Origin of the sequence: Myroides sp. DW712 (assembly GCF_046557355.1) — a bacterium.
GTDB lineage: Bacteria > Bacteroidota > Bacteroidia > Flavobacteriales > Flavobacteriaceae > Flavobacterium.
Genome location: NZ_JBKFDO010000021.1, coordinates 1 through 25,256 on the forward strand (window position 1 = coordinate 1; position 25,256 = coordinate 25,256).

At 38.3% G+C, this 25,256-nt stretch carries 23 protein-coding genes and 2 tRNA genes; 14 read left to right on the forward strand and 11 right to left on the reverse strand.

The features are described 5' to 3' along the window. The 4 genes from ACLJX0_RS13885 to ACLJX0_RS13900 all read left to right on the forward strand — a co-directional run. Positions 1–1,437, forward strand: a 1,437-nt coding sequence (locus tag ACLJX0_RS13885; protein WP_410881212.1) for a hypothetical protein, incomplete at its 5' end; no start/stop codon positions are given. 28 nt (positions 1,438–1,465) lie between these two features. Then, complete coding sequence (locus ACLJX0_RS13890) at positions 1,466–4,063, forward strand: hypothetical protein (protein WP_410881214.1); 2,598 nt, start codon at positions 1,466–1,468, stop codon at positions 4,061–4,063. Between the two features lie 4 nt (positions 4,064–4,067). Beyond that, positions 4,068–5,390, forward strand: a complete 1,323-nt coding sequence (locus ACLJX0_RS13895) for a gliding motility-associated C-terminal domain-containing protein (protein ID WP_410881216.1) — start codon at positions 4,068–4,070, stop codon at positions 5,388–5,390. Between the two features lie 355 nt (positions 5,391–5,745). Continuing rightward, the gene (locus tag ACLJX0_RS13900; protein WP_410881218.1) at positions 5,746–6,336 is read left to right on the forward strand and encodes a Crp/Fnr family transcriptional regulator; all 591 of its coding nucleotides are present in this window, start codon (positions 5,746–5,748) and stop codon (positions 6,334–6,336) included. On the opposite strand, the gene ACLJX0_RS13905 is transcribed toward ACLJX0_RS13900, so the two are convergent. The 7 genes from ACLJX0_RS13905 to ACLJX0_RS13935 all read right to left on the reverse strand — a co-directional run bounded on the left by ACLJX0_RS13905 (position 6,333) and on the right by ACLJX0_RS13935 (position 12,709). Next, the gene (locus ACLJX0_RS13905; protein ID WP_410881220.1) at positions 6,333–7,115 is read right to left on the reverse strand and encodes an ABC-2 transporter permease; all 783 of its coding nucleotides are present in this window, start codon (positions 7,113–7,115) and stop codon (positions 6,333–6,335) included. The genes ACLJX0_RS13900 and ACLJX0_RS13905 overlap by 4 nt on opposite strands. 1 nt (position 7,116) lies before the next feature. Next, positions 7,117–7,815, reverse strand: coding sequence for an ABC transporter ATP-binding protein (locus ACLJX0_RS13910; protein WP_410881222.1), 699 nt, complete (start codon positions 7,813–7,815; stop codon positions 7,117–7,119). After that, complete coding sequence (nosD, locus tag ACLJX0_RS13915; RefSeq protein ID WP_410881224.1) at positions 7,799–9,049, reverse strand: nitrous oxide reductase family maturation protein NosD; 1,251 nt, start codon at positions 9,047–9,049, stop codon at positions 7,799–7,801. Before nosD ends, ACLJX0_RS13910 begins: the two co-directional genes overlap by 17 nt. 32 nt (positions 9,050–9,081) lie before the next feature. Continuing rightward, on the reverse strand, positions 9,082–9,519 hold the full coding sequence (locus ACLJX0_RS13920; protein WP_410881226.1) for a nitrous oxide reductase accessory protein NosL: 438 nt from the start codon (positions 9,517–9,519) through the stop codon (positions 9,082–9,084). Between the two features lies 1 nt (position 9,520). Continuing rightward, on the reverse strand, positions 9,521–10,129 hold the full coding sequence (locus ACLJX0_RS13925; RefSeq protein ID WP_410881228.1) for a hypothetical protein: 609 nt from the start codon (positions 10,127–10,129) through the stop codon (positions 9,521–9,523). A gap of 81 nt (positions 10,130–10,210) precedes the next feature. After that, the gene (gene nosZ / locus ACLJX0_RS13930) at positions 10,211–12,169 is read right to left on the reverse strand and encodes a Sec-dependent nitrous-oxide reductase (protein ID WP_410881230.1); all 1,959 of its coding nucleotides are present in this window, start codon (positions 12,167–12,169) and stop codon (positions 10,211–10,213) included. Between the two features lie 18 nt (positions 12,170–12,187). Next, the gene (locus ACLJX0_RS13935; protein WP_410881232.1) at positions 12,188–12,709 is read right to left on the reverse strand and encodes a c-type cytochrome; all 522 of its coding nucleotides are present in this window, start codon (positions 12,707–12,709) and stop codon (positions 12,188–12,190) included. Between the two features lie 290 nt (positions 12,710–12,999). Here ACLJX0_RS13935 and ACLJX0_RS13940 point away from each other — a divergent pair, with 290 nt between their 5' ends. The 5 genes from ACLJX0_RS13940 (at position 13,000) to ACLJX0_RS13960 (ending at position 18,236) form a co-directional block, all read left to right on the forward strand. Then, on the forward strand, positions 13,000–14,169 hold the full coding sequence (locus ACLJX0_RS13940) for a PDZ domain-containing protein (RefSeq protein WP_410881234.1): 1,170 nt from the start codon (positions 13,000–13,002) through the stop codon (positions 14,167–14,169). Positions 14,170–14,423: 254 nt separating this feature from the next. Further along, the gene (locus ACLJX0_RS13945) at positions 14,424–16,556 is read left to right on the forward strand and encodes a cbb3-type cytochrome c oxidase subunit I (protein ID WP_410881236.1); all 2,133 of its coding nucleotides are present in this window, start codon (positions 14,424–14,426) and stop codon (positions 16,554–16,556) included. A 9-nt stretch (positions 16,557–16,565) separates the two neighbouring features. Then, positions 16,566–17,570 carry a cbb3-type cytochrome c oxidase subunit II gene (locus tag ACLJX0_RS13950; RefSeq protein ID WP_410881238.1) on the forward strand — a complete coding sequence of 335 codons (1,005 nt, stop codon included), beginning with the start codon at positions 16,566–16,568 and terminating at the stop codon, positions 17,568–17,570. A 17-nt stretch (positions 17,571–17,587) separates the two neighbouring features. Further along, positions 17,588–17,839: a hypothetical protein gene (locus tag ACLJX0_RS13955; RefSeq protein ID WP_410881240.1), complete on the forward strand. Its 252-nt coding sequence runs from the start codon at positions 17,588–17,590 to the stop codon at positions 17,837–17,839. 1 nt (position 17,840) lies between these two features. After that, a complete protein-coding gene (locus ACLJX0_RS13960; RefSeq protein WP_410881242.1) occupies positions 17,841–18,236 on the forward strand; it encodes a cytochrome C in 396 nt (131 codons plus the stop codon). A 133-nt stretch (positions 18,237–18,369) separates the two neighbouring features. Here ACLJX0_RS13960 and ACLJX0_RS13965 read toward each other — a convergent pair whose 3' ends face one another. Beyond that, entirely contained in the window at positions 18,370–18,597 is a 228-nt protein-coding gene (locus ACLJX0_RS13965) for a thioredoxin family protein (RefSeq protein ID WP_410881244.1), read from the reverse strand. A 269-nt stretch (positions 18,598–18,866) separates the two neighbouring features. On the opposite strand from ACLJX0_RS13965, the gene ACLJX0_RS13970 reads away from it, so the two are divergent. The 3 genes from ACLJX0_RS13970 (at position 18,867) to ACLJX0_RS13980 (ending at position 19,915) form a co-directional block, all read left to right on the forward strand. After that, positions 18,867–18,936 (forward strand) — tRNA-Ala (locus tag ACLJX0_RS13970). 70 nt (positions 18,937–19,006) lie between these two features. Next, positions 19,007–19,076 (forward strand) — tRNA-Ala (locus tag ACLJX0_RS13975). 176 nt (positions 19,077–19,252) lie between these two features. Next, positions 19,253–19,915, forward strand: a complete 663-nt coding sequence (locus tag ACLJX0_RS13980; RefSeq protein WP_410881245.1) for a phosphatidylserine decarboxylase family protein — start codon at positions 19,253–19,255, stop codon at positions 19,913–19,915. Positions 19,916–19,923: 8 nt separating this feature from the next. Here the strand turns inward: ACLJX0_RS13980 and ACLJX0_RS13985 are convergent, their stop codons facing one another. After that, a complete protein-coding gene (locus ACLJX0_RS13985) occupies positions 19,924–21,363 on the reverse strand; it encodes a PLP-dependent aminotransferase family protein (RefSeq protein ID WP_410881247.1) in 1,440 nt (479 codons plus the stop codon). A gap of 192 nt (positions 21,364–21,555) precedes the next feature. On the opposite strand from ACLJX0_RS13985, the gene ACLJX0_RS13990 reads away from it, so the two are divergent. Then, a complete protein-coding gene (locus ACLJX0_RS13990; RefSeq protein WP_410881249.1) occupies positions 21,556–22,461 on the forward strand; it encodes a DUF6268 family outer membrane beta-barrel protein in 906 nt (301 codons plus the stop codon). A 24-nt stretch (positions 22,462–22,485) separates the two neighbouring features. On the opposite strand, the gene ACLJX0_RS13995 is transcribed toward ACLJX0_RS13990, so the two are convergent. Both ACLJX0_RS13995 and ACLJX0_RS14000 read right to left on the reverse strand, forming a co-directional pair. Continuing rightward, the gene (locus ACLJX0_RS13995) at positions 22,486–23,232 is read right to left on the reverse strand and encodes a LytR/AlgR family response regulator transcription factor (protein ID WP_410881251.1); all 747 of its coding nucleotides are present in this window, start codon (positions 23,230–23,232) and stop codon (positions 22,486–22,488) included. Beyond that, positions 23,213–24,277, reverse strand: a complete 1,065-nt coding sequence (locus tag ACLJX0_RS14000) for a sensor histidine kinase (protein ID WP_410881253.1) — start codon at positions 24,275–24,277, stop codon at positions 23,213–23,215. Before ACLJX0_RS14000 ends, ACLJX0_RS13995 begins: the two co-directional genes overlap by 20 nt. Before the next feature lie 251 nt (positions 24,278–24,528). On the opposite strand from ACLJX0_RS14000, the gene ACLJX0_RS14005 reads away from it, so the two are divergent. Next, positions 24,529–25,062 carry a carboxypeptidase-like regulatory domain-containing protein gene (locus ACLJX0_RS14005; protein WP_410881255.1) on the forward strand — a complete coding sequence of 178 codons (534 nt, stop codon included), beginning with the start codon at positions 24,529–24,531 and terminating at the stop codon, positions 25,060–25,062. The last annotated feature ends 194 nt before the right edge of the window (positions 25,063–25,256 follow it).

Consider the following 25,256-nt stretch of genomic DNA (forward strand, 5'->3'; position numbering starts at 1 on the left):
AACATCATCAATGAGTTAAACGATACGTATGGAAACGTTGGTTTTGATACCACGACTAATCAATTCTTCTACTATGATGCCGATGGAAATCCAGTAATACTCGATGGTATGGGATTTGCAGATACGAAAATCAGTAGTTTTGAAGTTGATGAAGCGGCCAATGCGTTGGTAATTACCGATACCAATAACACGCGTTTTACCGTGGGAATCGATGAATTGGGAACGATTATCGCCAAGAACGATGTCTTTGTTACGCAATTGGTAGAAAACCAGGAGTTCATTACCCAGTTGGGGGATAATATAGATTTTATCAATCAAATCACGACCAATGAAGAGTTTATCACCAACATCATCAATGAGTTAAACGATACGTATGGAAACGTTGGTTTTGATACCACGACTAATCAATTCTTCTACTATGATGCCGATGGAAATCCAGTAATACTCGATGGTATGGGATTTGCAGATACGAAAATCAGTAGTTTTGAAGTTGATGAAGCGGCCAATGCGTTGGTAATTACCGATACCAATAACACGCGTTTTACCGTGGGAATCGATGAATTGGGAACGATTATCGCCAAGAACGATGTCTTTGTTACGCAATTGGTAGAAAATCAGGAGTTCATTACCCAGTTGGGAGAGAATATAGATTTTATCAATCAAATCACGACCAATGAAGAGTTTATCACCAACATCATCAATGAGTTAAATGATGTCTACGGAAATGTTGTATATGAAAATAACAATTTCTATGCGATTAAAGAGGTAAACGGCGTGATTCAAAAAGAAATCATAGACTTAACAGTGGTAATTCAGAATAGCGGATCATCGTTAGTAACAGATGGCGTAATTGGAGTTACTGTAGATGGTACATTAGGAATAGAAGCACAGAAAGCAGTACTACAATCCCTCACGTTATCTTTAAATAATGATAAGGTAACGACTACCCATATTAAAGATGGAACAATTTTGCCTATTGATATGGCAGATGGTGAAGCAAATCAAGTTTTGGTAACAGGAGCAAATAAAAAAGCCATGTGGAAAGACCAAGCTAAAGTAGCCCCGAACTTCTTTTATATGCCTGCGGTTATTTTTGACACCTCTAGTTCAGGTACAGCAATGCGAGATTTATATCAGGATTATGTCAATCAATTTACAGGAGGGACTGCAACATCTGCCGCTGCAGTTTCCTATCCGATTTCTCATGGCCCTGCAGGAACAACACCTTTGCTATACCATGGTGGGATTGTTGGAAGTACAGGAGCACCAGAAGACATTGCTGTTTTCTCGAGAGATGAATTGTACTACTATATTACATACTATGATGAAAATGTATTTGAGAACCTCTCGATTACCTCGGAAGGGAAGTTGTCTTATACTGTAAAAACAAGTGCTGAATCAAGCGCTTATATGAATATTGTATTTGTAATTAAATAGGGGATTTTCACTACAAAACAGCAAAAATATGATACATAAAAAATACAATATAGGTCGTATGTTATCGGCGCTAATTGGAGTACTATTTAGTCTTCTTTTGGGGATAGGTACTGCATGGGCCGAAGGATCTAAAGATTTGTTCCCAGCTAATGCAAGGGGGGCACGATCATTACTCTATTTAGGTGAACGAAATGGGGCTGTAGGAAGTATTACAAATCAAATGTATCCTGCGGTTTTCCCCAATACTCGAGGGACTCATTATGTCTATGCGGAAGAAGGGGAGCAAATAGCTCTTGCTACCGATGTTAATTCCATTAATGCTCAACGAATTTTTTTATTTGCACCAGATGGTAGGGAGGTAACCCTCAATGTAATTGCAGGAGCAGGAACTATCTCAAATCGCACCGAGGAGTTAGCAGGGCCAAGACTGCCAGGCCAACCAGAAGGCGACGGAAAGTATTTACCAATTTATTATAGGGTTCCCATGGGGGAAGGAGGAATTTATAAAGTTGAAATGATTGGTTCGATTACTGCGCCTTTTATTCCAGCAACTGCTGTTACCACCACTACAAATGCTCAGGTATGGCCTTCTACTAAAATTATGCAAACGATTATTGCATGGGACATTTCTGTTGCAAAGCAAACGGCGGGAAACTGGAACTGGATTAATGGACGAGTTTTTACAACAGCATTGAATCTTTTTACACCTTATAATACAATGAATGTTTATCCGCCTTTAGATTTCTATGGTACATTTAAAATACTAACTTATGATGGATACGTGTATAATATGGAAAGTAACGGACATTCGGGAACGGTATTTCCTATCACGGCAAATAATTTTGGATTGTCAACAGAAGAAAAGCCCGATGAGCCTCGTTATTCAAGCTATTTTGATGGAAACAAAGCTACAATGGAGCGGCTTTATGGCGACCCTCATGCACCAGACACGAGATATAAAGTATTCTATAAGGTATTCTATACGATGCCAGATAGTGCGATGCCAGAAAAAGCACGCTATGCATTGACAGGTAGAGAAACATGGCTAAGAGTGAAAGAAAAAAATTCGTCAAACGTTATTGTTGACTTTACAATTAAAGAGATTACTTTGACTGAGGGGACACCTGGGATGAATGGAGCTTATATTGTCTATGATAATCCGATGAACAGCACCTATAAAATTGTAATTAAACCGAATGAAAATGCTCCAAGTAATTTTCAAGAACGCGTTTTAGAAGGAACAAGTCATGTTGGGCTAAATCAAATCTATTGGGATGGGAAAGATGGTCTAGGAACTCCCGTTTCTCTTGGAAGTATCACTATAAAATTGGACTTAAATTTTCACTTTGGTGAAATACATATTCCGAGTTTCTGTATTGGGAAAAATCTGAATGGTACCATTATAGAATTGTTGTCAACAGACTTGCAAGCTGTTCGATCTGACAAAGTTTATTGGGAGGATATTCATATGTCGTCAACGTCGATGTCTCCCGCTTACAATGTTTACAAAGGATTGCCCTTAGATGCAAGTCATATCACTATACCTGAAGGTACTTCAAGTCGATTGAATGGACATATTTTTGGACGTACCGCGGGGAATGAAAGAACAATTAATAATAATACAGCATATGATACCTGGGCATTCGCCGAAAGAAGTAGTACGTCAATTGATAAAAGTTATCTAGTTGCTGATTTAGAGGTTGTTTCAATAACTGCAGATAAGGAGAATTTGAGTGTAAATGAGGAGGTAACCTATACAATAAAAACAAAGAACAATGGTCCTAATGATGCGCAAGGTGCTTTGTTTACGTTTTTAATTCCTGAAGGTTTTGAATCAGTACAGACTCAATTTGTGGATAATAGCTGTGGAACAGAATCGAGCGCAATTACTTTTAACAGTGTGAATCACAGCTACGTTTCTAAGTTAGATTTACCGAATGGTTGTGAGGTTGTGTACACCATCAAACTCAAGGCAATTGCACCCGCTTCTGGAGCAATAAAAGTAGAAGCTACCATATTGAGACCTCGTGATATTTACGATCCAGATGCTACGAATACGTTGGGACTTGCCCCTATAGATGCGCATTTTGAGTGTGAAAATAGTGGAGTAAGTATCCCTTGTAACAATATCAAAGAAAACGAAGAGGTAATCTTTAGCAATGCGGGATTTACATTAGTGAAAGACGGTATTTTTAACGACCTCAACCATGATGGGCAGGCACAAGTAGGAGAGACCATAATCTATACCTTACGCCTTACAAATGTTGGAGAAACACCACTGTCAGATATTGTACTGATAGATCCGCTATTCGGAGGAGTAATTTCAGCTGTACCTGTAAAAAGTATAAATTCAGATTCCGTACTGGATATTAATGAAGTGTGGGTCTATACCTTAACCTATGTATTAGAACAAACAGATCTCGAAAGAAAGGGTGTTTATAATCAGGCAAGTGCGACAGGAATGACAAGTATTCGTACAATCGAAACAAAATCTAAACCAACCATACCCATGTTGCCAACGGATCCAGGATATGATCCAACCCGACAGGAACATACATACGTTCCACTACGTGTAAATACGTTACTGATTACTAATCCAATGGTTCGCCAAAGCGTAAAAAAATAGAAAAATGATGAGAGAGAAACAAGTATATAAGGCAATATTGCTTGGTATAGGAATAATTGGGGTTTCTACAACAGCATTTTGTCAAGAGACACCATCGTCAATAGTCAATGAAGGCATTTTATCGGTATCAACAGGGGATTTAGTATCTTTTGAAGGAACGTTTGAAAATACAAGTCAAGGAGAAGTAAGTAATGATGGAACAACAATTTATTACCATGATTTTATTAACCATGGGTATTATGGCTTAACTCCTGGGCAAAACAGTGCAAAGGCAATTTTTTCAAACCTTCACCCCAATCAAATAAAACATATACATGGCGATGCGTTATCCTCTTTTTATGATGTAGAATTTACGAGTGATACGAAAACAGTTGCTTTTGATTTGGGACATACTATTGATGTGTATGGAACCGTAGATTTTCAAAATGGTATAGTTAAGGTAGATTCTACCCTTAATGTAAACACAGGAGTTTCTAAGGGAATGCTTAGCTTTCAACAAGGAGCGAAAGCCAGTAATGTTCGGGATGATTCTCATATAGAAGGAGAGGTAGAAAAAATAGGAAAAGAAGCATTTAACTTTCCTATTGGAGACCAAGGCTTTTATCGTCCTGCTCGTATTTCAGCGCCAAACGACAGTAAAGATACCTTTACAAGTCAATATGTGTTCAATGATCAGGCTTTTTTCGAAGGCCACGCTCGAATTGAATCGAATGAAATAATAGGTATGAATAAGCGAGAGTACTGGATAATAACGAAGGGAAATGATACAAAAAGTGATATTTTATTGACGTTAAGTTGGAATGATATCATTTCTCCCATTCATACAATGCCGCCGGGGGCTGATTTGCAAATTGTTCGTTGGGATATGGTTAAAGAGATGTGGGTTAGTGAAGGAGGTGTCATGGATATGGAGGCAAATGAGATTACGACAATTGTTCCTGTTACAGGTTATGGCTATTTTGCTTTAGCCGCTAGGGTAAGTATGGATCCAGAAAATGAGGAAATGATCATCTATAATTTGGTTACTCCCAACGGCGATGGTAAAAATGATTATTTTCGTATTCAAAACCTTCATTTGTATTTCAATAACAAGGTGGAGATATACAATCGCTGGGGTACGCGTGTTTATGAAATGCGTAATTATGATCCCTATGGCGATGGTAGTACCCAAGTGTTTACGGGCTATAGTGACGGAAATACAACACTTGCTAAAGGAAGTAAACTTCCCAGTGGGACGTATTATTACGTTATTACCTATGAATATATCGATGAAAATGGTAGCCGTATGATTAAAAAGGCAGCCAATTTACATCTGGAAACCGAGTAGTTTTTAATGAAATAAATAATTTTTTCATAATTTCCCTGCTCTTTTTGAGGAGTTAGTAAGACAAAAGAGGCCCGATAAGCCTCTTTTGTTTTTTGAATAGGACGTGTTTTCATTCGGGCTTATTTGGAGAAGGAATACCACTAGTTGAATCAGTTGCTCAACCTTGGATTTACCTATATTAAAACCTTTCAGTCGGATGAGGTTTTACATGTTAGAGTTGATTAGATTAAGAGACATTTGAAACTAGAAAAGAGAAGGAAAAAAGAGCGATAATCCCAAGATTATTGCTCTTTTTTGATGATGTCCGTAAAATAAACCGTAAATTTAAGGTTGCATATATTGAAGACACCTTATTATGATTGACCCTGCTATTTTATTGCGCTATCGCGGTTTTATTAAAGAATTTGACAAGAATGAAACCGTATTCTTACAGGGAGAAGAACCACGCTATTACTATCAAATTGTTCAAGGAAAAGTCAAAATGAACAATTACAATGAAGATGGCAAAGAATTTATTCAAGGCTTATTTGGGGATGGCGAAAGTTTTGGTGAACCCCCGCTATTTTGTGCAGTGAATTATCCTGCTAATGCAGTAACCTTACAAGCCACCCGTATTTTACTAATTAGTAAAAGCGATTTTTATACCCTGTTAGAGCATGAAACATCTAGCTGTTTTACCGTTTTGCAAGCACTGTCTTCTCGTTTGTATTATAAATCGATTATGGCGCCTGATATTTCTTCCAACGATTCAGAAAAGCGTATCTTAACGCTGTTACACTTTATTAAAGAACAAAATCAAGTTGGACAACAGGAATTTTTAGTGGAGCTCACCCGTCAACAAATAGCGGATATGACGGGGTTGCGCGTAGAAACTGTTATTCGAACCATCAAGGAGATGGAGTCCAAAAAACAGATTCGAATCGAGAGAGGGAAGTTGTTTATTTAAAAATTCTTTTTCTTTCCTGTTCTGTATAGCAAGAGAATGGGAAGTAAGGTCCATATTAGTAAAAGGAAAAAGGAGAGGACGCTTCCTGAACTACTGCCAAAAAACTTTTTGAATACCGCCCCCGTATAGCCCAATAAGGCTGAAATATCTAGCTTAAGTAAAATCAAGATGCGCGATAAATCAATGGGGTTTAACAGGGTTCCGATCAGGGAAATGTTTTCCAGCGGATAATCCCCAAAGACCAGTAAAATACTCAGAAAAATACCGTCGTAAATAACAGCAAGAAACAACCAAAGTAAAATAGCCAATCCAAATCCTTTGATTTTATTTTCATTGCGCAAGCCAATATTATAGGCTAAGGCACTAAAAATAAAGGTCAAGAAGCAACCGATGGCTAAGAGCAAGAGGAAGTCAAAGATAATATCAGATTCAAAGAGACCATAACAAATAAATGGAATACCTAAGCCCAAGAGTAAACTCATAGACAAGGATAAAGCAACTCCTAAATATTGGCCAATAAAAATAGAAGAACGCTTGATAGGTAAAGCCAATAGTAGTTCTGTAAATTCTTTGGAGTCATAGTAATACATAATACCAAAAATGGTACTAATTAGAGGGACAAGTACAATGATTATATTCATTAAAGTAATAATGGCTTTACCAATATCGTGATTCAAAAAGAGTAAGACGAATCCCAAAATTAAGTAAAATCCCAAGTAGAAGTAGCTCCATCTACTGCGCATTAAGTCGTAGCAACTATATTTTAGAATTTTAAGCATATCAATCGATTAAAAGATTAGCAATGGCGTGTTCAAATGTGGTTTGTTTCGTGGTTTCTTTGAGTTGATCCACGGTTCCTTTGAAGTATATTTTTCCTTCCAAAATAAAAATAAGTTCATCAGATACTTCCTCGACAAAACTCATAATATGAGAGGTCACCAGAATTGTTTTTCCCTTTTTCTTCTCGTTGAGGATGAGTTGTTTTAGGGTAATCATTGCTGCAGGATCAAGTCCTGTTGTCGGCTCATCGAGAATGAGGATGGGATTGTCAAACATAAAGGTCAGTAAGAGATTGACTTTTTGTTTGGTTCCTCCTGATAATTTATTGAGTTTTTTATGTAAAAATGGAGTGAGTTTAAATAGATTAACCAAGGGTTGGTGGTCTTTGGCTTGATCATGACGTAAATCCTTAATCATTTGAATCAGCTCAATGACAGTTATATTGTTTGGGAAATTGGCTATTTGAGGTAAATAGTCAATATTTTCTCTATATTTCCATTGATTTTTGATGTTTTGTCCCTTAATTTCAATGCTTCCTTGATCTGGGTATACCATAGACAAAATGCATTTGTTTAACGTCGTTTTTCCACTTCCGTTAGGACCTAAAATAGCCAATACGCCTTGGTTAATGGTTAGATTAACCCCTTGAAGGACTTGGTTATCTCCAAATTTCTTGTGTAAATTAGTTATTGTTATCATGTTGAATCGGTTTGATGAATGGTTTTGCATCTACTAAGTTATCAGGCGTAAAAACAGGAGCAACTTTTTCGGAGAAATCGATGATATCGACAAATAAACTGCGCAGAAAAATAATAGATTCAGGCGTTTTATTCACGATATAGGAGAAGAGCTTAATGGGGCGATAAGGAATATCGCCAATGCCATCTTTATCAAGGTCATATCCGGTGTAATTACTCCAATAATTTGAATCAAAATTGTTCTGATTGAGTTGTCCTTGATAGAGTAAATCAAAGGAATTCTGCAAAAAGTTATTGTAGTTAATTTGATTTTGATAATTTGCTCCTCTGGAGTTTACTGCCCAACCATTGCTGATAAAGTCATTATGGGTATAGGTGACGCGATTAGATCCTTCAATATTGATGGCTGTTGTATTATTTTTAAAAATATTAAAGCTGATTTCCGTATCATTTACTTCTTTGAGTAATACCCCATAAGCCGCAGATCCCCAGTTATCGCTGAATAGGTTATGGCTCATTTTCATGGATTTAGAAAACATAATGGCAACACCCGCGCCGTTATTGGTATACGAACAATTGGTGACTATATCGTGGTTAGAAAACATAAAATGTAAACCGTAACGCACATTGTTCTTGCTTATGTTCCGATCAATGGTACAATAGTTGGAAAATTCCAAATAAATACCATCTCTTACTTTTTCTACATAGTTATCTTTAATTTCGATGTTGTTGCAGTACCACAATTGGATGCCATTACCTGAATTAAATTCACTCTTTGCTTTCCCGTAGATTTTATTGGACAATACTTTGCCTTCCTTTGATTTTTCCAGATAAATACCAAAAAAAAGATTTTTGATCGTATTATTTTCAATGATAAAGTGCTTGCTTTCGCGAACTCGAATAGCTGCATAATCTTTAATATAACTACTGCCGACGTTGATAATCGTAAAATCCTTAAGGGTTACATAGTCCGACTGAATACTAAAAATCTCTCCTTTGTTTTCCCCATCAACGATGGCATTTTTACTCAGTAGGGTGAGGGGTTTTGTGATGTGAATCTCCGTTTCTTTATAGGTTCCGGCTTCTACGACAATTAAATCATAATCTTCCGCTAAGGCAATTGCTTGCTTAATGGTAGAAATAGCGGATTGGGGGCGTACCGTAATGGTCTTGGCCTGTATCGATCCAGATAGGAGTAAAATAATAGCGCATAAAAGTTGAAGCGTGTCTTTCATAGGAAGGAGGGATTAGTAGCCCTTGTTGCGTATTAAGGATTAGACAATTGTTGACGGAGAGCAGAAAAAGTGTAGTACGATCCAGTATATTCGGCGATTAATTGTTGAATCTGTGTTTCCGTTTGTGTAGCAGATAGAAAGGCGCCCATGGGGCTTGGAATATTTTTAGAAATGATAAAATGAGCCTGATCTGCAGGGATTAGAGTACCAGGGTTGAGTAAATCGGCCACTAAAACATGTTGATACACTCCAAGAGGTTGATCCGCTTGTTGAAGATAGTGTATCATACACTCTATTGCATCAAATTTATAATTTTTGCCTTTAGTCGTGACTAACTGGGCGGCATGTTTGGCATCCACAATGCCCATTTTACAAAAATCACAATCATCTGTACCGTATTCAATCGGTTGAATTTTAACCGTACAGGAGCTAAACAAGAGGAGTAGCAAAAGATAAGAAATCGGTTTCATATTAATTTTTTTTAGCTGTTCTACCTACTAAATAGGCAATAAAAGTTAGTACTAGCCCCAAGGCCATCAAATAAGCACCGATATGAGGGTACGAATAGGCGTCAAAGTTTAGTATTTTTCGGTGCCCAAATAGAGGAGGTTCGTAAGTTAAAGGGTTTCCTTGTGGATCGACCATCTTCATGATGGCATGTGGATCTAAATCACTGCCGTAATCGAGTAACCATAAATTAAAATCATACATCCCTGCAAGACCTAAGAGTGCCATAACAATCAACCAACCCAAAAAATAAGAGGGTTTAACCTTATTAAAATAGCCCCCAATTCCCAACGCTATTCCGAGAATAGCCATAGAAGCAATGACAAGAGGGAAAACAGTAAATTCCCACATTTGTTCTGGTTTAGGAATAGTTTTCATTCCAATATAATGATTTAGACCGTCAATATTTTGCAGGTCAAATTCTCCTACACCCTTAATCCCATCAATATAAATATTCATTCCCAGGGGAATTGGATATTGTGGAGCTCCAAGTTCAATGTTCCATAGCGGAAAATAGAATAAGGAGAGGAGTAAACAAGAGCCCACTATCATTAAAATAGAGGATTTTTTCATGTTCTTTTTTTTAAAAAGGACAGAATTTTGATCTTCTGTCCTTTTGTGAATTAAGATTAAAAAGCGACTTTAGTGTGTGTATTATTCATCATCGAGTGACCAAGAGAGAGGTAGGGTTGAATCTGCGGGAGATACGCGTACATATCCTTGCATTTCTTGGTGTAAAGCAGAGCAGAAGTCGGTACAATAGAACGGCCAAACACCAACTTGTTTGGGTTCCCAAACAAAGGTTTCTGTTTTACCTGGTGTAACCAGTAATTCAGAAGTATTCGCGCCTAGCATACTGATTCCATGAGGAACGTCAAAATCTTGTTCTAAGTTGGTCACGTGGAAGTATACCTTATCACCTACTTTTATTCCTTCAATATTATCAGGTGTAAAGTGACTTCGGATCATCGTCATGTAAATATGCACTTCTTTTCCATTTCGCGTTACTTTGGTCTCCCCAGGTGATTTTACCGCATAAGGGTGTTTATTCTCCTCTAATTTGTAGATCTGTCTTGATTTATCCTTGATCTTATCTGCCTTGATAGCCGCGGCATAGTGAGGCTCCCCAATGGTTGGAAAATCGAGTAAAAGCTCCATCTTATCACCTGAAATATCATACAGCTGTGCTGAGTGATTTAAGTCAGGACCTACAGGTAAATAGCGGTCTTTGGTAATTTTGTTCATGGCTACCAAATATTTGCCATCTGGTTTTCTGGAGTTACCACCAGGAATCATTAAGTGTCCTACAGAGTAGTACGTTGGTTTGCGGTCGATGATTTCCCAAGTTCCCAATTTCCATTTTACAACTTCTGACGAAATAAAGAAAGTGGTATACGCATTCCCTTTTCCATCAAATTCCGTATGTAGCGGACCTAATCCTGGTTGTTCTACAACACCTGCCAATACATCCTCAAACTTTAGGATAGGTAAGCCATAGGCTTCTCCATCAAACTTTTTATTTTCAATAGCCTCTAACATCTTTGTAAAAGAATGCACGGTTAGATTAGCCGAAAGCTTTCCGTTTCCAATGATGTACTCTCCTGAAGGGTCTACATCACAGCCATGAGGAGATTTGGGTGTTGGTAATAAGTACACTAAATCAGGAAATTCACTAGCATCTAAAATAAGCACCTCTTCTTTCATAGTATGTGTAGCCATATGCGTGGCATTATCAAATTTGTTATGTGCATATTTGACGGGCATTTTCTTCCCTTTTCCTGCTTTGATGTATTCTTCCGCTTTTTTCCAGTTTACGGCGGCAATAAAATCCTTGTCGTTTTGTGAGGCATTTACCTCTAATAAGCTATGGGCTTCCTCCGTATTATAGGTAGTAAAGAAGAACCATCCATGTGATTTTCCTCGTCCAGGATGTGATAAATCGTAGTTAAATCCAGGCATCTGAATTTGAAAAGATAGGTCCATTTCTCCAGACTTCTGATCCACTTTAATAAAGGATAAAGACCCTTTAAAGTTACCTTTGTATTCTTTAATCGGAATATCGCGTTGCGGAATTGGCACGGAGAAGCGCGTTCCTGCTACTACATACTCTGTATTTTCTGTAACAAAAGAAGAACTGTGGTTACCAGCACTATTGGGAATTTCAATAATCTCCGCTGTACTAAAGTCTTCCAAGTCAATACGCGCAATACGCGGGGTATTATTTCCATTGATAAAAATCCATCGACCATCTAATTCTCCATTGGTTTGAGAAATATCGGGGTGATGGGAATCATCCCAAGGAATAAACCCGTGGGAGGTCATTAGCATGGGTTTAGTTTCTTCACTATAACCATATCCTTTTTCGGGATCTTGGGAAAAGACAGGAATCACTTTAAACAAGCGTCCAGAAGGTAATCCATATACCGATAATTGACCACTAAATCCCCCAGAAAAGAATCCATAATATTCGTCGTATTCTCCTGGTGCTACATACACTTTCTCCGCGGCATTGGAAGAAATGGCTCCTTTGTTGTTTTGCTTGGCTTTCCCACAACCAACCAAGGTCAGTCCAGCGAGGCAGCTGAGCAAGGTTAGATTCATATACTTTTTCATACGTTTTATTTTTTTAAGTTATAAGGTTCTAAAATATTCGAGAACCGCACGAGCCTCTTCTTCCGTCAGGTTTTGATTGGCCATGGGAGCTCCATTAAATTCTTTGAGTAGTTCTTGAGCCAATGGATCATTTTCCAACATATTCTCTGGATTTAAGATCATGTTCATCACCCATTCAGGCGTACGTCGTTCTAAGATACCTTTTGGTGCAGGACCAATGAAGCGTTTATCTGTTTTATGGCAAGCAGTACACATGTTTTTGAACACCTCTTGTCCTTTGACAGCCATGGCTTGATCGATATCTCCTAACAGTAAGGTTTTGATAGGACCTTTGCCTTTATTTACTAAATCAATGCGTTCAGAAGCTGGTGCTTTTGCAGCATCGGTTGTGGCTGAACTCGATGGAGTGGGAGCTGTGGTTTCCACTTTTCTCTCATTTGTTGTTACACCACTGTCTGGAGCAGGTTTAGCTTTGTCCCCACAGGATACAAGTGTTAAACAACCTGCAAGTAGCATAATTGATAGCGCTTTTGATTTCATTTTCTTATAGTTTTAGATATTATTTTAACCCAAAGTTACCGCCTTCCTTACCCTGTATTTTATGATTCAAATCACAAAATGCGAAATAAAGATATTTTTGTCCTTTTTATATAAAAAAGAATAGGTTACCTGTATTTTCAAAGGGTTGAGTACTAAAAAAAGGAGGTTTTGTTCAGTTTTACTCGCTTTTCAGTGTATTTTGTTGTTTCCACATATGTTAAAAAAAGTTAATTTTGCTATTTTTTAAAATTTACTTCCTACTTTTTATGTTAAAATAAATGTATTCAGCTATGAGAAGTAAAATAATATTCTTGATTTTGTTGTTGATTCAATTGAATGTAAACGCCCAAAAAGGCATGTTTAAGAAAGGAACGATTCAACCCAGCGTGTACAAAGAACAACTTGCTTATACCTTAGTGAATCAATTAATTTATGTCACAGTAGAAATTGAAGGAAAAGAGTATATTTTTTTAGTAGATACGGGAGCTCCATCAACTATCAGAAAGAATCTAGATGTTGATTTTGTGTTTCTTAAAAAAGAATCGATTATGGATGCTATGCAAAATACACAGGAAGTTGACTATGTTACCTTACCTTCCATAAAAATAGGAAATCTGACGTTTGACAATTTTGTGTTTATGCAAGAGGATTTGACGGTGTTTGAGGATTTGGGTATTGATGGTATTATAGGAGGAAATATAACTGCTAGAGGTGCTTGGGACTTTGATCTTCAGAAAAACAGCATTACAGTTTCCAATACATTGGATCAAGCTTGGTTAAAAGAAGCTAATTTTTCCGCTTTCAAAATGAAAAAGACGGATATAGGAACGCCTTTACTTAGCCTGACTTACTTTGATAGGATTAAAGAAAAAGGAATTTTTTTTGATACAGGGTATTCGGGATTATTTTATTTGAGTGCTTCCATGTTTGATAAGGTAAAGCCCTACGTTTCAGATTATATTACAGGTGAAGGGATATTGAGTAAGAATGCCTTTGGGAATAGTGTTGGAGAAACTGCTCTTTTGCCTTTGAAAATGAAGTTAGGACAACAACATATTCCGATTTTCTTTTCGGACGTTGAAGAAGATGAGGAAAGTAATTTAGGGGTAGAGTGGTTGTCTCACTATCGCGTGATTATTTATAAAAATACATTTTATTTTTCCAATGAAGGACAACGAGGTTTTGAAACAAAATTTGTTGGAAAAGGAATAAAAACAGCCGTTGAAAATGGTGAACTACTTGTCACCTTTGTTTGGCACAATAGTCCAGCGCATAAACAAGGCATTCAGTTAGGGGATAAGATTCAGGCCGTTAATGGACAGCAAGTTGCTGATTTAACTTTGAACGAACAGTTAGAGTTAAAGAAAACGATGGAGACTTCTCCTGAAATTACCGTTGAAATTACTCGATTGAATCACCCTATAGTGCTGAAAGAAGAAGTGCTTTTAACTGGCGAATAGCCTCGAAATAGTATACAGAATGAATTAAAAAAGAAGAAAGACTTTCTTCAAAGAGAGGTATTTCGTACGTGTTATGGCCAAAATCTGGTCTAGCTAAGTTTGTGACATCTGAACCATTAGCATGGTTCAGATGTCTTTTACCTTTGACTCAAAGTAAGGAAATCACGCCGAAAAAAGAGCGCATTATCGCTCATTTGGTTGGGTGAAGCTACTAATTTACCTGTCTTTGAAATAAATTGTAATATATACTTAGCATGAAAACTGTCTTTTTTATGGACTGTATCGTCTCGCTTAGCTCGTCTTTCTTTGTACCTGCTATTGCGGTTGAAACCCCAGCGATGCAGCCTTTGTCTTTTGCGTTTAATGGAAGCAATACTGCTATCTTCCTGCTTGTCATCATGGGGGGATTGATGATGTTGGCCTGTGGATTCTTATATGTTGAAGCAAAACACTTACTCCAAACCTATCAGAAAGGAAAAATAAATTCCCTCCTACAGCATGAGCAACAGCTTCACTGTTTAAAAATCAATCAACTGAAGCAATTGCTCCATCTCTTGCGGTCTCGAAAACAAGGAATTTTGTTGCTATTGGTGGTGTTTTGTCAATCAACTGTTTGGGCACAAACTTCAATGAAATTGGAAGACCGTCCCTTATTTAAAGAACCGGGTATTCTCATTACCATAGGGCTATTGATGATTCCAATTCTCTTTGGCATCGGCATGATGGTGATACAGGTGCGCCAACTAATAAAAAATCAAAAAGACAAAATGGCGAAACGAGAAGTAGATCACTTGGTGCACTACTTTGAAAACTTGTCAGAAGAAGATTTAGAAGTGTTTATGCAGCGAAAAGAGGCGTTGGATTACACGCTTTCTAAAGGAGAATTGACAGGAACAGCACAGCCTGAAGATAAGAGAGGATTAATTACCCTTCAAGAAAAAGCAGGTTTGCCTGTAGTGGCAACGAAGAAAAAAAACACAACCAATTTAGTGATTGACCCCCAACTGTCACGGATCGTTCTGTGGTTTTTAGGTACGGCCAGCTTTTGGTTACTTATTGGAACAACAGTAGGAGAATATTTGGGCATTAAATTTGTTGCTCCCGATATAGATCACAGTAGTTGGCTGAGTTTCGGCCGACTTCGACCAGTGCATACTAATGCGGTATTCTGGGGGTGGTCGTCCTTGGGGATGATTGGTTTAGGATACTATATTGTCCCTCGGGTAAGCAATACAACCCTTGCTAATTATTCATGGGCGTGGTATTCACTCATTCTGATTAATGCTTCTGTTTTACTGGGATCCATCAGTTTAATGGCGGGAATTAACAATGGAGGAGGAGAGTATCGCGAATACATTTGGCCTATTATGTTGCTTTTTGCTTTGGGGTTATGCTTTACCTTGCGCAATTATTTGAAAACCATTGCTCAACGAAAGACAGAAGAAATCTATATTTCCAATTGGTATATTGTTGCTGCTGTTATCTTTATTACGGTAGTCGCTATGGTAGGCTATTTACCTTTTTGGCAAGATGGACTAGGCGAAACCATTGTACAAGGATACTATATGCATCAAGCGGTAGGGATGTGGTTTATGTTGTTTACTTTGGGAATTGTGTACTATTTTGTTCCTCAACAGTTGAATAAACCAATTTATTCCTATAGTTTGGGAATTTTAGCTTTTTGGACGCAAATTTTGTTTTATACCTTGATTGGAACGCATCACTTTGTGTTTAGTGCCATTCCGTGGTGGTTGCAAACAGTTGCTATTGTAGCTAGTGTAGGAATGGTTATTCCCGTGGTGGCAGGAACCACCAATTTCCTCATGACATTTAAAGGAGCTTGGCACAAAGTACGAACGAGCTATACAGTTCCTTTTTTTGTGGTAGGTATCATCTTTTACTTTACGGGATCCTTACAAGGAACAGCAGAATCCTTCCGTTTTACAAACTTGTTGTGGCACTTTACAGATTTTACTGTAGCGCATTCGCATTTAACGATGTATGGGATTATAGCTTTCTTACTTTGGGGAGGAATTTATGCACTTGTTCCACAACTAACGGGAAAAGAAGCCCCTCAAATTACAGTGGGTGCCCATTTTTGGCTCGCCCTTATTGGTTTGCTCTTTTATTCCATTCCCTTGATGTATGGTGGTACGTTGCGTGGTATCCTTTGGATGGGGGAAGCGCCTTTTATTGAAAGTGTAAAGCTTATGATGCCGTACTGGCTTTGGCGCGCAATCGGCGGTACGTTGATGTGGGTTTCGCATCTGTTTTTTGCGTTTAACTTTTATCGCATGGTTAGAGTGGTTCAAACCAAAGAGGTGGAACTTCCCCTCGTTGCATTAGAACAACTCGAGCAACAAATCAAAACAACTACTAATGCTTAATTTTTTACGATGGATATTTTTAATAATCATAAAAAACTATATATCACAGCCAGTGTACTATTTGTCGTCTTGACATTATTTGTGGCGATTGGCCCCGCATTGGATAATCAAGCGAGAATCCAACCTCTACCTGATGCAGTGCCCTTGAGTGAGGCCGCGCGAAGAGGGAAGGAAGTTTTTATTGCCAATGGTTGTGTGGCTTGTCACAGTCAACAAGTGCGCAATGTAGAAATGGATCGCAAATGGGGAGGACGACCTTCGATGGCTGCGGATTATGCGACAAATACAAGAATGGATGTTTGGACCAATACTGCTACTTTAATGGGAACGGAACGCACAGGCCCTGATTTAACGGATATTGGAACGCGTCAGCCTAGTATAGAATGGCACTTGGTGCACTTATATAATCCACGCCTAGTGGTGAAGGAATCCATTATGCCTGCCTATCCTTTTTTGTTTGCATGGACACAAAATGTCAAGGAGAACGATGTGGTTGTTTCTGTTCCTACCTCATCCAATCAAGGACAGCTTATTGCCACCCAAGAAGCGCTAGATTTAGTGGCTTACCTTCAGGAATTAAAACAAGCAAAATTGCCTGAAGCTACCGTAGTTCCTGAATTTTTATATCCGCTAAAAGAAGAAAGTACAGTTCCTAGTGGAAATCAAATAGTAGATTCAGGAGTAGATGGTAAGAATTTGTATATGACGAATTGTGCTTCTTGCCATCAAAGTAATGGTGAAGGGTTAGCAGGTGCTTTTCCTTCCTTGATTAATAGTCCTATTGTTGTAGGGGATAACTTGCAATTGTATGTGGATATTATCATGAATGGTTATGATGCAAGGGGAGAGTATGGAGTGATGCCCGCAGTAGGGACTAACCTTGACTGGACGGCAAATGAGGTTACAGCGATTATCAATTATGAACGAACCAATTGGGGAAATAAAGCCCCTGAAGTAAGTGTAGAAGAAGTGCAAAAAATCATGGATTATATTAACCAAATCAAAACGAAGTAATGAAAGTAAAAAACGTTATGGCAACTCTAGTGATCGGATTACTGATCACCACCAGGGGATATGCTTGTCCTGTTTGTGAACGCAATCAGCCCAAGCTATTAAAAGGCGTGGTACACGGGGCAGGACCTGATAGTCAATGGGATTATCTCATTATTGGGATTATCGCTATTATCGTTGTCTTAACCCTGTTTTTTTCGGTGAAATGGCTGATTAAACCAGGAGAACGCCAACACAATCATATCAAAAGAACTGTTTTAAATGAATCGTGATATGGAGCAAAAAAGTAAAGTATACCTGTTTATTGATGAGGAAGCACAACCGCTTGCGGTATTAGAAACACCCGTGACCTTTGAGTTAGATACCTATAGACTCGTAGATGGGGAACACGTCCTCAAGATTGTGAGTCAAGATTATACTGGAAAAGAAGGGATTCGAAAGATTCCCTTTACGGTAAAAAATGGTCCCTCAATTGAAGTAGAAGGAATTCAAGCCCAAGCAGTCGTGGATGGCGTTGTGGATATTATGATAAATGCCTATGGTAAAGGCGATCCCAAGACCTTTTTAATTACAGGAAGTGAAACACCACAAAGTATCCCCTATTGGGTATGGATTACGATTATTGTAGTCGTGGCGTGGGGAATGTATTATATGGTGCGGTATCTGTAGTTTTTGGCTTTTGGTTTTTGTTTATTCCCAGAGAATAACCTTCAAAAGCCAAGTACCAACCCCAAAAAGGCAAACAACAAAAAAACGCGAGGTACTTACACCTCGCGTTTTTTTACATCTCATCCTTCACCTTTTATAAATCCTTGATAGCGGCTCCAAAGTTAATGTGTAGTACATGTCCATTGGGTAAAACTAGAGCCGGTACAGATTGCACTCCGGCACGTATAGCTTCTTGAATTTTAGCATTTTCTTCGCCTAAGTGGATAATTTCTACGGGATGATCCGCAATTAAGTGTAAAAGATCTTGTTCTGCAATAACGCAAACTGGACAGCCTGCGTGGTAAAAAATTACTTTGTCCATTTTCTTTTTGTATTAAGTTGATATTGTTACTATACTACCCTAAAGGTACTTCCTCCTTGGTAGAAGGGTATGGTACAGTATGGTAATATAGCGATGGTCCAGAAGAGGCTTTTTTTGTGTTTCTTCCCAGAACTGGACCACCTAGAAAATGATAATTCTGTATCAGTGGTAGGAACCAAAGAGGCTGTATGTTTGTAGTGAATTTAAAAGACAGTTGACAGTTGACAGTGCACCGTAAACCGTACACTGCTAACTGTACACTAAAAACCGGTTCTGTGGCTGAGTGGTAGGCCTAGTTACGCAATAACTAGTAGGTTGGTTCGAATCCAACCAGAACCTCAAATTGGTTGACGGTTGACAGTTAGCGGTTGACAGTGTATCGTACACTGTTAACTGTACACTAAAAATCGGTTCTGTGGCTGAGTGGTAGGCCTAGTTACGCAATAACTAGTAGGTTGGTTCGAATCCAACCAGAACCTCAAATTGGTTAACGGTTAACAGTTGACAGTTGACAGGGCACCGTACACCGTAAACCGTACACTTAAAACTCAACTTCCTTTGTGTCATCTGCTGTGTACAATCAACAAGCTGTCATTATTTAGTTGATTACAGCAGATACACTGTGGGATATTTTATTTTTAAATTATAACATACCATGAAATTACATCGAGAAGGACAAGGTCCGATTACATTTGCTAGCTGCATTTTTTTACTGTGTAACGGAGTAGTTTATACGCTGTTGAGTAGTAGATTCTGGTACTTACAGGTATTGATACTAGTACTAACAACAGCCTTGTTGGGACTTGTCATTTTTTTCTTCCGCATTCCAAAGCGAAACGTACAAAAAAAGAATGACAGTATTTTAGCGCCTTGTGATGGAACAGTGGTCGTGATTGAAGAAGTAGAACCCGACGAATATTTTAGTGAAAAACGCTTACAAGTATCCGTTTTCATGAGTGTATTGAATGTACATGTCAATCTAAACCCCATAGAAGGGAAGGTGGTCTATAGTTGTTATCACAAAGGTAAAAATTTGGTGGCTTGGCATCCGAAATCGTCTACAGAAAATGAACGACACAGTGTGGTGTATCAACAGGCGAATGGCAAAGAAGTACTGGCGAAGCAAATTGCAGGAGCTTTAGCAAATCGCATTGTCAACTATTTGAAAGTAGGAGAAGTAGTAGAACAAACCCATGAAATGGGATTTATTAAGTTTGGATCACGCGTAGACTTACTTATACCGCTGGATTGTAACGTAAAGGTACAATTGGGAGAGAAAGTAAAAGGTGGAATCACCACCTTAGCAGATTGGAAATAAGTTAGAAGCTAGGGCATATGCGTTGTTAGACTTTCTCCAAGGATGCGAATACCTTTTTCCAATTCTTCCACTGTAAGCGTTCCAAAACTCAAGCGGAGCCCCCCCGCAGTAGAAGGAGATAAATAGTAGTCATTAGGATGGATCAATTGTACCCCTTTGCTAGCTAAATGAGAAATTAAAGTCGTATAATCAACGGGTTGATTGGGTTTAATCCAAAAGGCTAATCCCCCATCAGGGATAGTAAAGGTTACGCGATCCCCTAAATGACGCTGAATTAATTGGGAGGTAAAGTCTCTTTTCTCCTTGTATAAACTTGTCGCTTTTTTAATATGTTTTCTTATCAGGCCGTCTTCAATTAATTGGAGGACGGCTTGTTCCATAATACGATCGCCCTGAATATCAATAATTGTTCTCAGCTGTGTAATTTTGTCGATTAAGCTTTGGTGACTGGTGACCAAAAATCCCACCCGAAGTGCAGGTGCTACCACCTTACTTAGCGTGCCAATATACACGTAATGTTCAAGTTCGACATAGCTACATAGGGGCAATACAGGTCTGTAGGTATAGTGAAATTCATTGTCATAATCATCTTCAATAACGGTAATACCATATTGATTGGCCAGTTGAATAAGGGCAAGACGACGTTGTAAGCTTAAGGTTACCGTTGTTGGAAATTGGTGGTGTGGCGTAAGGTACACAGCTTTGATATTGGGGTGTTGTTCTAGTTGCTCTTTCATTGTAGTTACGCATATTCCTTCGGCATCCACAGGAATCGGAATCAAAGTAGCACCTGCATGTTCAAAGGCCTTCCATGCCGATTGATATCCTGGGTTTTCAACCAGTATAGCCGCTCCTTTTTGAAGTAAACATTGGGCAATTAAATAAATAGCCATCTGTCCACCACGGGTGATACAAACACAATCTTCTTTGACGTGCATGCCTCGCTGGTGGTTGAGCATATGCGCGATATGTTGAATAAAGCGTGGATCACCCAAGGCATTGCCATAACCCATCATTTGCCATTTGGCATTGCGATTGAAAATCTGACGATATGCACGAGCTAATTCCTTTACAGGTACAATCTTACTATCTGGATATCCATTGTCAAAAACAAGAGGAGCTGGATGTTGTGGATGAGTAAGCTCTGGCTTAACCAAAGAAGAAGACCTTCTTTTGGGTTTAGCCTGTGGTAACGTCTGAGCAATGTAAATCCCTTTTCGTTCCACAGATACGAGCCATTCTTCGTCTAACAATACACTTAAAGCCTTAACAACCGTATTGCGATTGACCGCTAACATTGTGGCTAGTGTTCGCGTACTAGGTAAAATTTCATCTTTTTGCAGCCTTCCTTGTTGGATGGCTTCAATAATAGCATCAGCAATCTGCAAATAAATCGGTTGATCCGCAGCGCTATCTAAGCGAATTTCTAATTTCCAAAGCCTTTTCATGTGGACTACTCTGTAGGGTTTATTAAATAGTATTGTATAGACCAAATATACGGAATATTGCCAAAGATGCAAGGGACAATTGGTTCTTAACAACCGCAAAGGAAGGGTCATTCATCAAAAAAAATAAACCAGTGGTCAAAGAGATTCGCTTACAACTTGAATTTAGAATTGATTTGCATCAAAATTAAAGAAATGAAGATACGTTTAGTTGCAGCTTGTTGTTTTTTCCTTTTAGGGATGACAACCCTGTGGTCCCAAGAAAAGGTGAGAGGAGAATTTAAGGTTGATTACGTTCCGTTCTCCAACTATGTACGGCCCATTGACAGTATGAAAACTCCCGCAAAAACTGATTTTAGAAGGATAGAACTCAATATAGAGCTTCCGTTATCCACAACGATAGATAAGCGAAATAAATCTCGTACTTGGTCTATTGTGGCGCAGGGAGCGTATGCGAAAATGGAACATAAATTGTATGAAGAGGATTTATTTCCTACCGAACTGTTGAATGCACAAATTGGAGTTAAATACTTTCGTTCGATTAGTGATTCATGGTCTTTATTGTTTATGGGAACGGTCGGAATATATACCGATATGGAGGTGATCAATAGCGAGGCTATTTTAGCCCAAGGAGGGGTGTTTTTTATTAAGCACTTCAATAAAAAAGTAGCTTTGGGAGTGGGACCTCTATTGACGAATAGTTTTGGGGTACCTATGGTTTTACCAGGAATTTATTTCAATTGGGAGACATATGGCGACTTTTATGTACGGGTGGCCTTTCCACAAGGGATGGAGTTAGGATATAAAGTCAATGAAGTAGTAGATGTAAAACTCGCTGCTGATATGCAGGGGATGACAGCTGTCATCAAAAAAGACGAGAAGAATATGCTCTTAGGGTTTCAGCAAATTGTAGCGGGAGTAAGACCTGAGTTTACAATCAACGATCATTTGACCTTATCGCTAACAGCGGGTAGTTCGCTCTTGCGTTCCTTTTCCTATAACGAACGCAAGATTAAAAATATTTTTAAAGAGAAAAAAGAAGCAGATCCTCGATTTACCACTACGTTTTACGGCGCGGTGAAATTGCGTTGGGCATTGTAGAAGAAAGGGGCAATTGCTCCTTTTTTATTTACTCAATAAATTTTTATAGATAATATCTTGAAGTAGTGCTTCTTTGCGCAAACGCGCTAAGGGTAAATGGACGCCCTGAACGACTACTTTGTTTCCCACAATTGAACTCATGTGGTTGAGGTTGATTAAATAGGATTTGTGAATACGGAAAAAGTGTTCCTTCGGCAGGAAGTCCTCGATTGCCACCATCGTTTGATGGATGATGTAGTTTTTTGTTGAGGTGTGAATCTTAACGTAATTCTGCATGCCTTCAATATACAAGATAGAAGTCCATTGAATTTTGACAAAGCTATCTTCGTGTTTGATGTACATAGCCCCATCAGCCAGTTTCAACTCCTCTTTGGGTTGATTTTTAAGGTCATACCATTCCTTTGCCTTTAAGGCCGCTTGATAAAAGCGTTTGAAGGCTATGGGCTTAAGTAAATAATCGACAATTTGCAAACGATATCCTTCTAACGCATGTTCGGAATAGGCTGTGGTAAAAATAACCAGCGGAGGCTGCAGGATAGCTTCTAAAAAGTCAATGCCTGATAAATACGGCATATTGATATCGAGAAAGAGTAAATCGTATGTATCCTTGCTCAAGAGCTCTTGCGCCTCCAAAGCCGATCCACAAGAAGCCGTTGCTACTAAAAAATCAACTTGTGCAATAAAGTCAACAATTGCTCGTCTAGCCAAGGGTTCATCGTCAATAACGAGGCATCGGAGAGGGAGGGATGTTTTATTTGGATTCGAGTGCATGGTTTAAATTAATTTGGAGTACAACAGTAAAGGTATCTTCTTTTTGTTCAACAGTAAGGGTATGAGCCTGAGGATATTGGATTTTTAATCGTTCGGTAATATTGAGTAGGCCAATACCACCTTGTTGTTTCTCTCTTTTATAGGTTGCATTATACGAATTTTCAATGACAAGGGTTAAGGTTTCATTTTCCTCTCTACAATCAATGTGTACATAGCCTTTTTGATGGGGTAATCGAGAGACGTGTTTAAAGGCATTTTCGATTAAAGGGACCAACAATAAAGGAGCAATTTGGAGCTGTTTGTTGCTTATGTCCCAGGTACACGTGACCGATAATTCGTCTTGCCAACGTATTTCTTCTATCGCCACTAAATCTTGTAAATATTGAATTTCTTGGAGTAAGAAAACATGGTGTTGATTACACTCATAGAGTTGATACCGCAAAATATCAGAGAACTTCAACAATACCGTTGAAGCTAATTCTACATTCGATTGCATGAGGATGTGAATGTGATTGAGTACATTAAACATCAAATGAGGATTAATCTGATCTTGTAGCAATTTAATCTGCGCTTCGAGGTGTTCTTGTTTTAACTTGGCATTGAGCTGTTCAATTTTGTGGTGCTCTTCATAGAATCGAATCCCACAGGTGGTTGTCACAATGGCCATCGCAGAAGGTAAAGACGCTAATAGTTTGGAGAAAAACAGTTCTTTCCACGTGGTTACATGGGCTTTGGTTAGGGCTTCTAAATCCTGAATAAAATACGGAAATAGTGTAAAACACAAGGAGATAAGCACATCCAACAAGAGGATTCCTATAAAAAATTGAAGGAGGAAACGCTTCATCTTTCCTTCTTTTAGCGCTTTAGGTAGGATACTATCACTCAAATAATGAGCGACACCGATAAAGCAAAGCATGACTGTAAAGGTATGTAAAAACCAATAAAGCAAGTTGTTTAAGACGATATACGGCCAAACTGTAAAGGCGAGTAAGGACCAAAAAAAGATAAAAAAAAGCCGTTTATGTTTGGAAATATTGACTTGCATAAGGATATCAGGTAAAATACAAAGGTAAATAAATGACAATCATTTGATTGAAAATGAAATATTTTGACTAGTGGTTGTTTTCCGTTGACCAGTGGCGGGGAAATAAAAAGAACAGCAGTCGTTGAATAGGCAGTGAATATGGTATGTCATAAAACGTATAATCCACCAACTTTACCGTTTATTTTGTACATTAGTTATACTTGTTGGGCGAACATCAATTCCCTAACCAATTAACAATCTTGAACCAACGGATGAAAAAAGTTATACTATACTGGTTGCTGCTACTATGTAGCTTGAATGTTTTAGCAGAAAAACGTGTAATTAAAGGCGTGGTGCTAGGAGCGGATGGTACTATTTTACCAGGAGCTGTTGTTATGGAAAAAGGAACAGAAAATGGTGTATTTACAGATTTTGATGGAAAATTTAAAATAGAAATAGCAAATAAAAACAGCAAAGTTATTGAGGTTATATATATAGGGTTTCAGACGCAGGAAGTTACGTTTGATGAAAAAGAAGAATTTTACACCATTACTTTATTAGAAATACCCTCAGAGGAAGTAATTATTACTTATGGAGGATTCGAACTTAACCGACCAAGAAGAGGGTGTGCAGGAAATAGAATTTCAATTGAGAATTTGGTCGTAGGAGAGTCGATTCAAAGTTGTAGGGTTACTGAAACACCAGCAGTTGGGGTAACTGTAAATGATCCAGATAAAAAGAACAAGAGAAAGAACAAACAAGCGCAAAAGAAAAAAGAAAGAAATCAACGTTCAAAGACAATTTAGATTCTCGCATGAAAAGTTAAGTGTAGAAGATAGTACAAACCGCGTGAAAAGGTTTTTTGCTCTTTGCTCTTTGTTTTTTGTTCAAACAGTCATTCCTAACAACGATTTTCTTTGAAAAGGTAAACTAATCTCATCAAATCCTCACCCAAATCGGAACGTAGTGTAGATTCATCGAATACCAAAACAAAATATAA

Coding starts and splice junctions, on each gene's coding strand:
- ACLJX0_RS13890 (WP_410881214.1), top strand. CDS start 1,466: ATGATACATAAAAAATACAATATAGGTCGTATGTTATCGGCGCTAATT.
- ACLJX0_RS13895 (WP_410881216.1), top strand. CDS start 4,068: ATGATGAGAGAGAAACAAGTATATAAGGCAATATTGCTTGGTATAGGA.
- ACLJX0_RS13900 (WP_410881218.1), top strand. CDS start 5,746: ATGATTGACCCTGCTATTTTATTGCGCTATCGCGGTTTTATTAAAGAA.
- ACLJX0_RS13905 (WP_410881220.1), bottom strand. CDS start 7,115: ATGCTTAAAATTCTAAAATATAGTTGCTACGACTTAATGCGCAGTAGA.
- ACLJX0_RS13910 (WP_410881222.1), bottom strand. CDS start 7,815: ATGATAACAATAACTAATTTACACAAGAAATTTGGAGATAACCAAGTC.
- nosD (WP_410881224.1), bottom strand. CDS start 9,049: ATGAAAGACACGCTTCAACTTTTATGCGCTATTATTTTACTCCTATCT.
- ACLJX0_RS13920 (WP_410881226.1), bottom strand. CDS start 9,519: ATGAAACCGATTTCTTATCTTTTGCTACTCCTCTTGTTTAGCTCCTGT.
- ACLJX0_RS13925 (WP_410881228.1), bottom strand. CDS start 10,129: ATGAAAAAATCCTCTATTTTAATGATAGTGGGCTCTTGTTTACTCCTC.
- nosZ (WP_410881230.1), bottom strand. CDS start 12,169: ATGAAAAAGTATATGAATCTAACCTTGCTCAGCTGCCTCGCTGGACTG.
- ACLJX0_RS13935 (WP_410881232.1), bottom strand. CDS start 12,709: ATGAAATCAAAAGCGCTATCAATTATGCTACTTGCAGGTTGTTTAACA.
- ACLJX0_RS13940 (WP_410881234.1), top strand. CDS start 13,000: ATGAGAAGTAAAATAATATTCTTGATTTTGTTGTTGATTCAATTGAAT.
- ACLJX0_RS13945 (WP_410881236.1), top strand. CDS start 14,424: ATGAAAACTGTCTTTTTTATGGACTGTATCGTCTCGCTTAGCTCGTCT.
- ACLJX0_RS13950 (WP_410881238.1), top strand. CDS start 16,566: ATGGATATTTTTAATAATCATAAAAAACTATATATCACAGCCAGTGTA.
- ACLJX0_RS13955 (WP_410881240.1), top strand. CDS start 17,588: ATGGCAACTCTAGTGATCGGATTACTGATCACCACCAGGGGATATGCT.
- ACLJX0_RS13960 (WP_410881242.1), top strand. CDS start 17,841: ATGGAGCAAAAAAGTAAAGTATACCTGTTTATTGATGAGGAAGCACAA.
- ACLJX0_RS13965 (WP_410881244.1), bottom strand. CDS start 18,597: ATGGACAAAGTAATTTTTTACCACGCAGGCTGTCCAGTTTGCGTTATT.
- ACLJX0_RS13980 (WP_410881245.1), top strand. CDS start 19,253: ATGAAATTACATCGAGAAGGACAAGGTCCGATTACATTTGCTAGCTGC.
- ACLJX0_RS13985 (WP_410881247.1), bottom strand. CDS start 21,363: ATGAAAAGGCTTTGGAAATTAGAAATTCGCTTAGATAGCGCTGCGGAT.
- ACLJX0_RS13990 (WP_410881249.1), top strand. CDS start 21,556: ATGAAGATACGTTTAGTTGCAGCTTGTTGTTTTTTCCTTTTAGGGATG.
- ACLJX0_RS13995 (WP_410881251.1), bottom strand. CDS start 23,232: ATGCACTCGAATCCAAATAAAACATCCCTCCCTCTCCGATGCCTCGTT.
- ACLJX0_RS14000 (WP_410881253.1), bottom strand. CDS start 24,277: ATGCAAGTCAATATTTCCAAACATAAACGGCTTTTTTTTATCTTTTTT.
- ACLJX0_RS14005 (WP_410881255.1), top strand. CDS start 24,529: ATGAAAAAAGTTATACTATACTGGTTGCTGCTACTATGTAGCTTGAAT.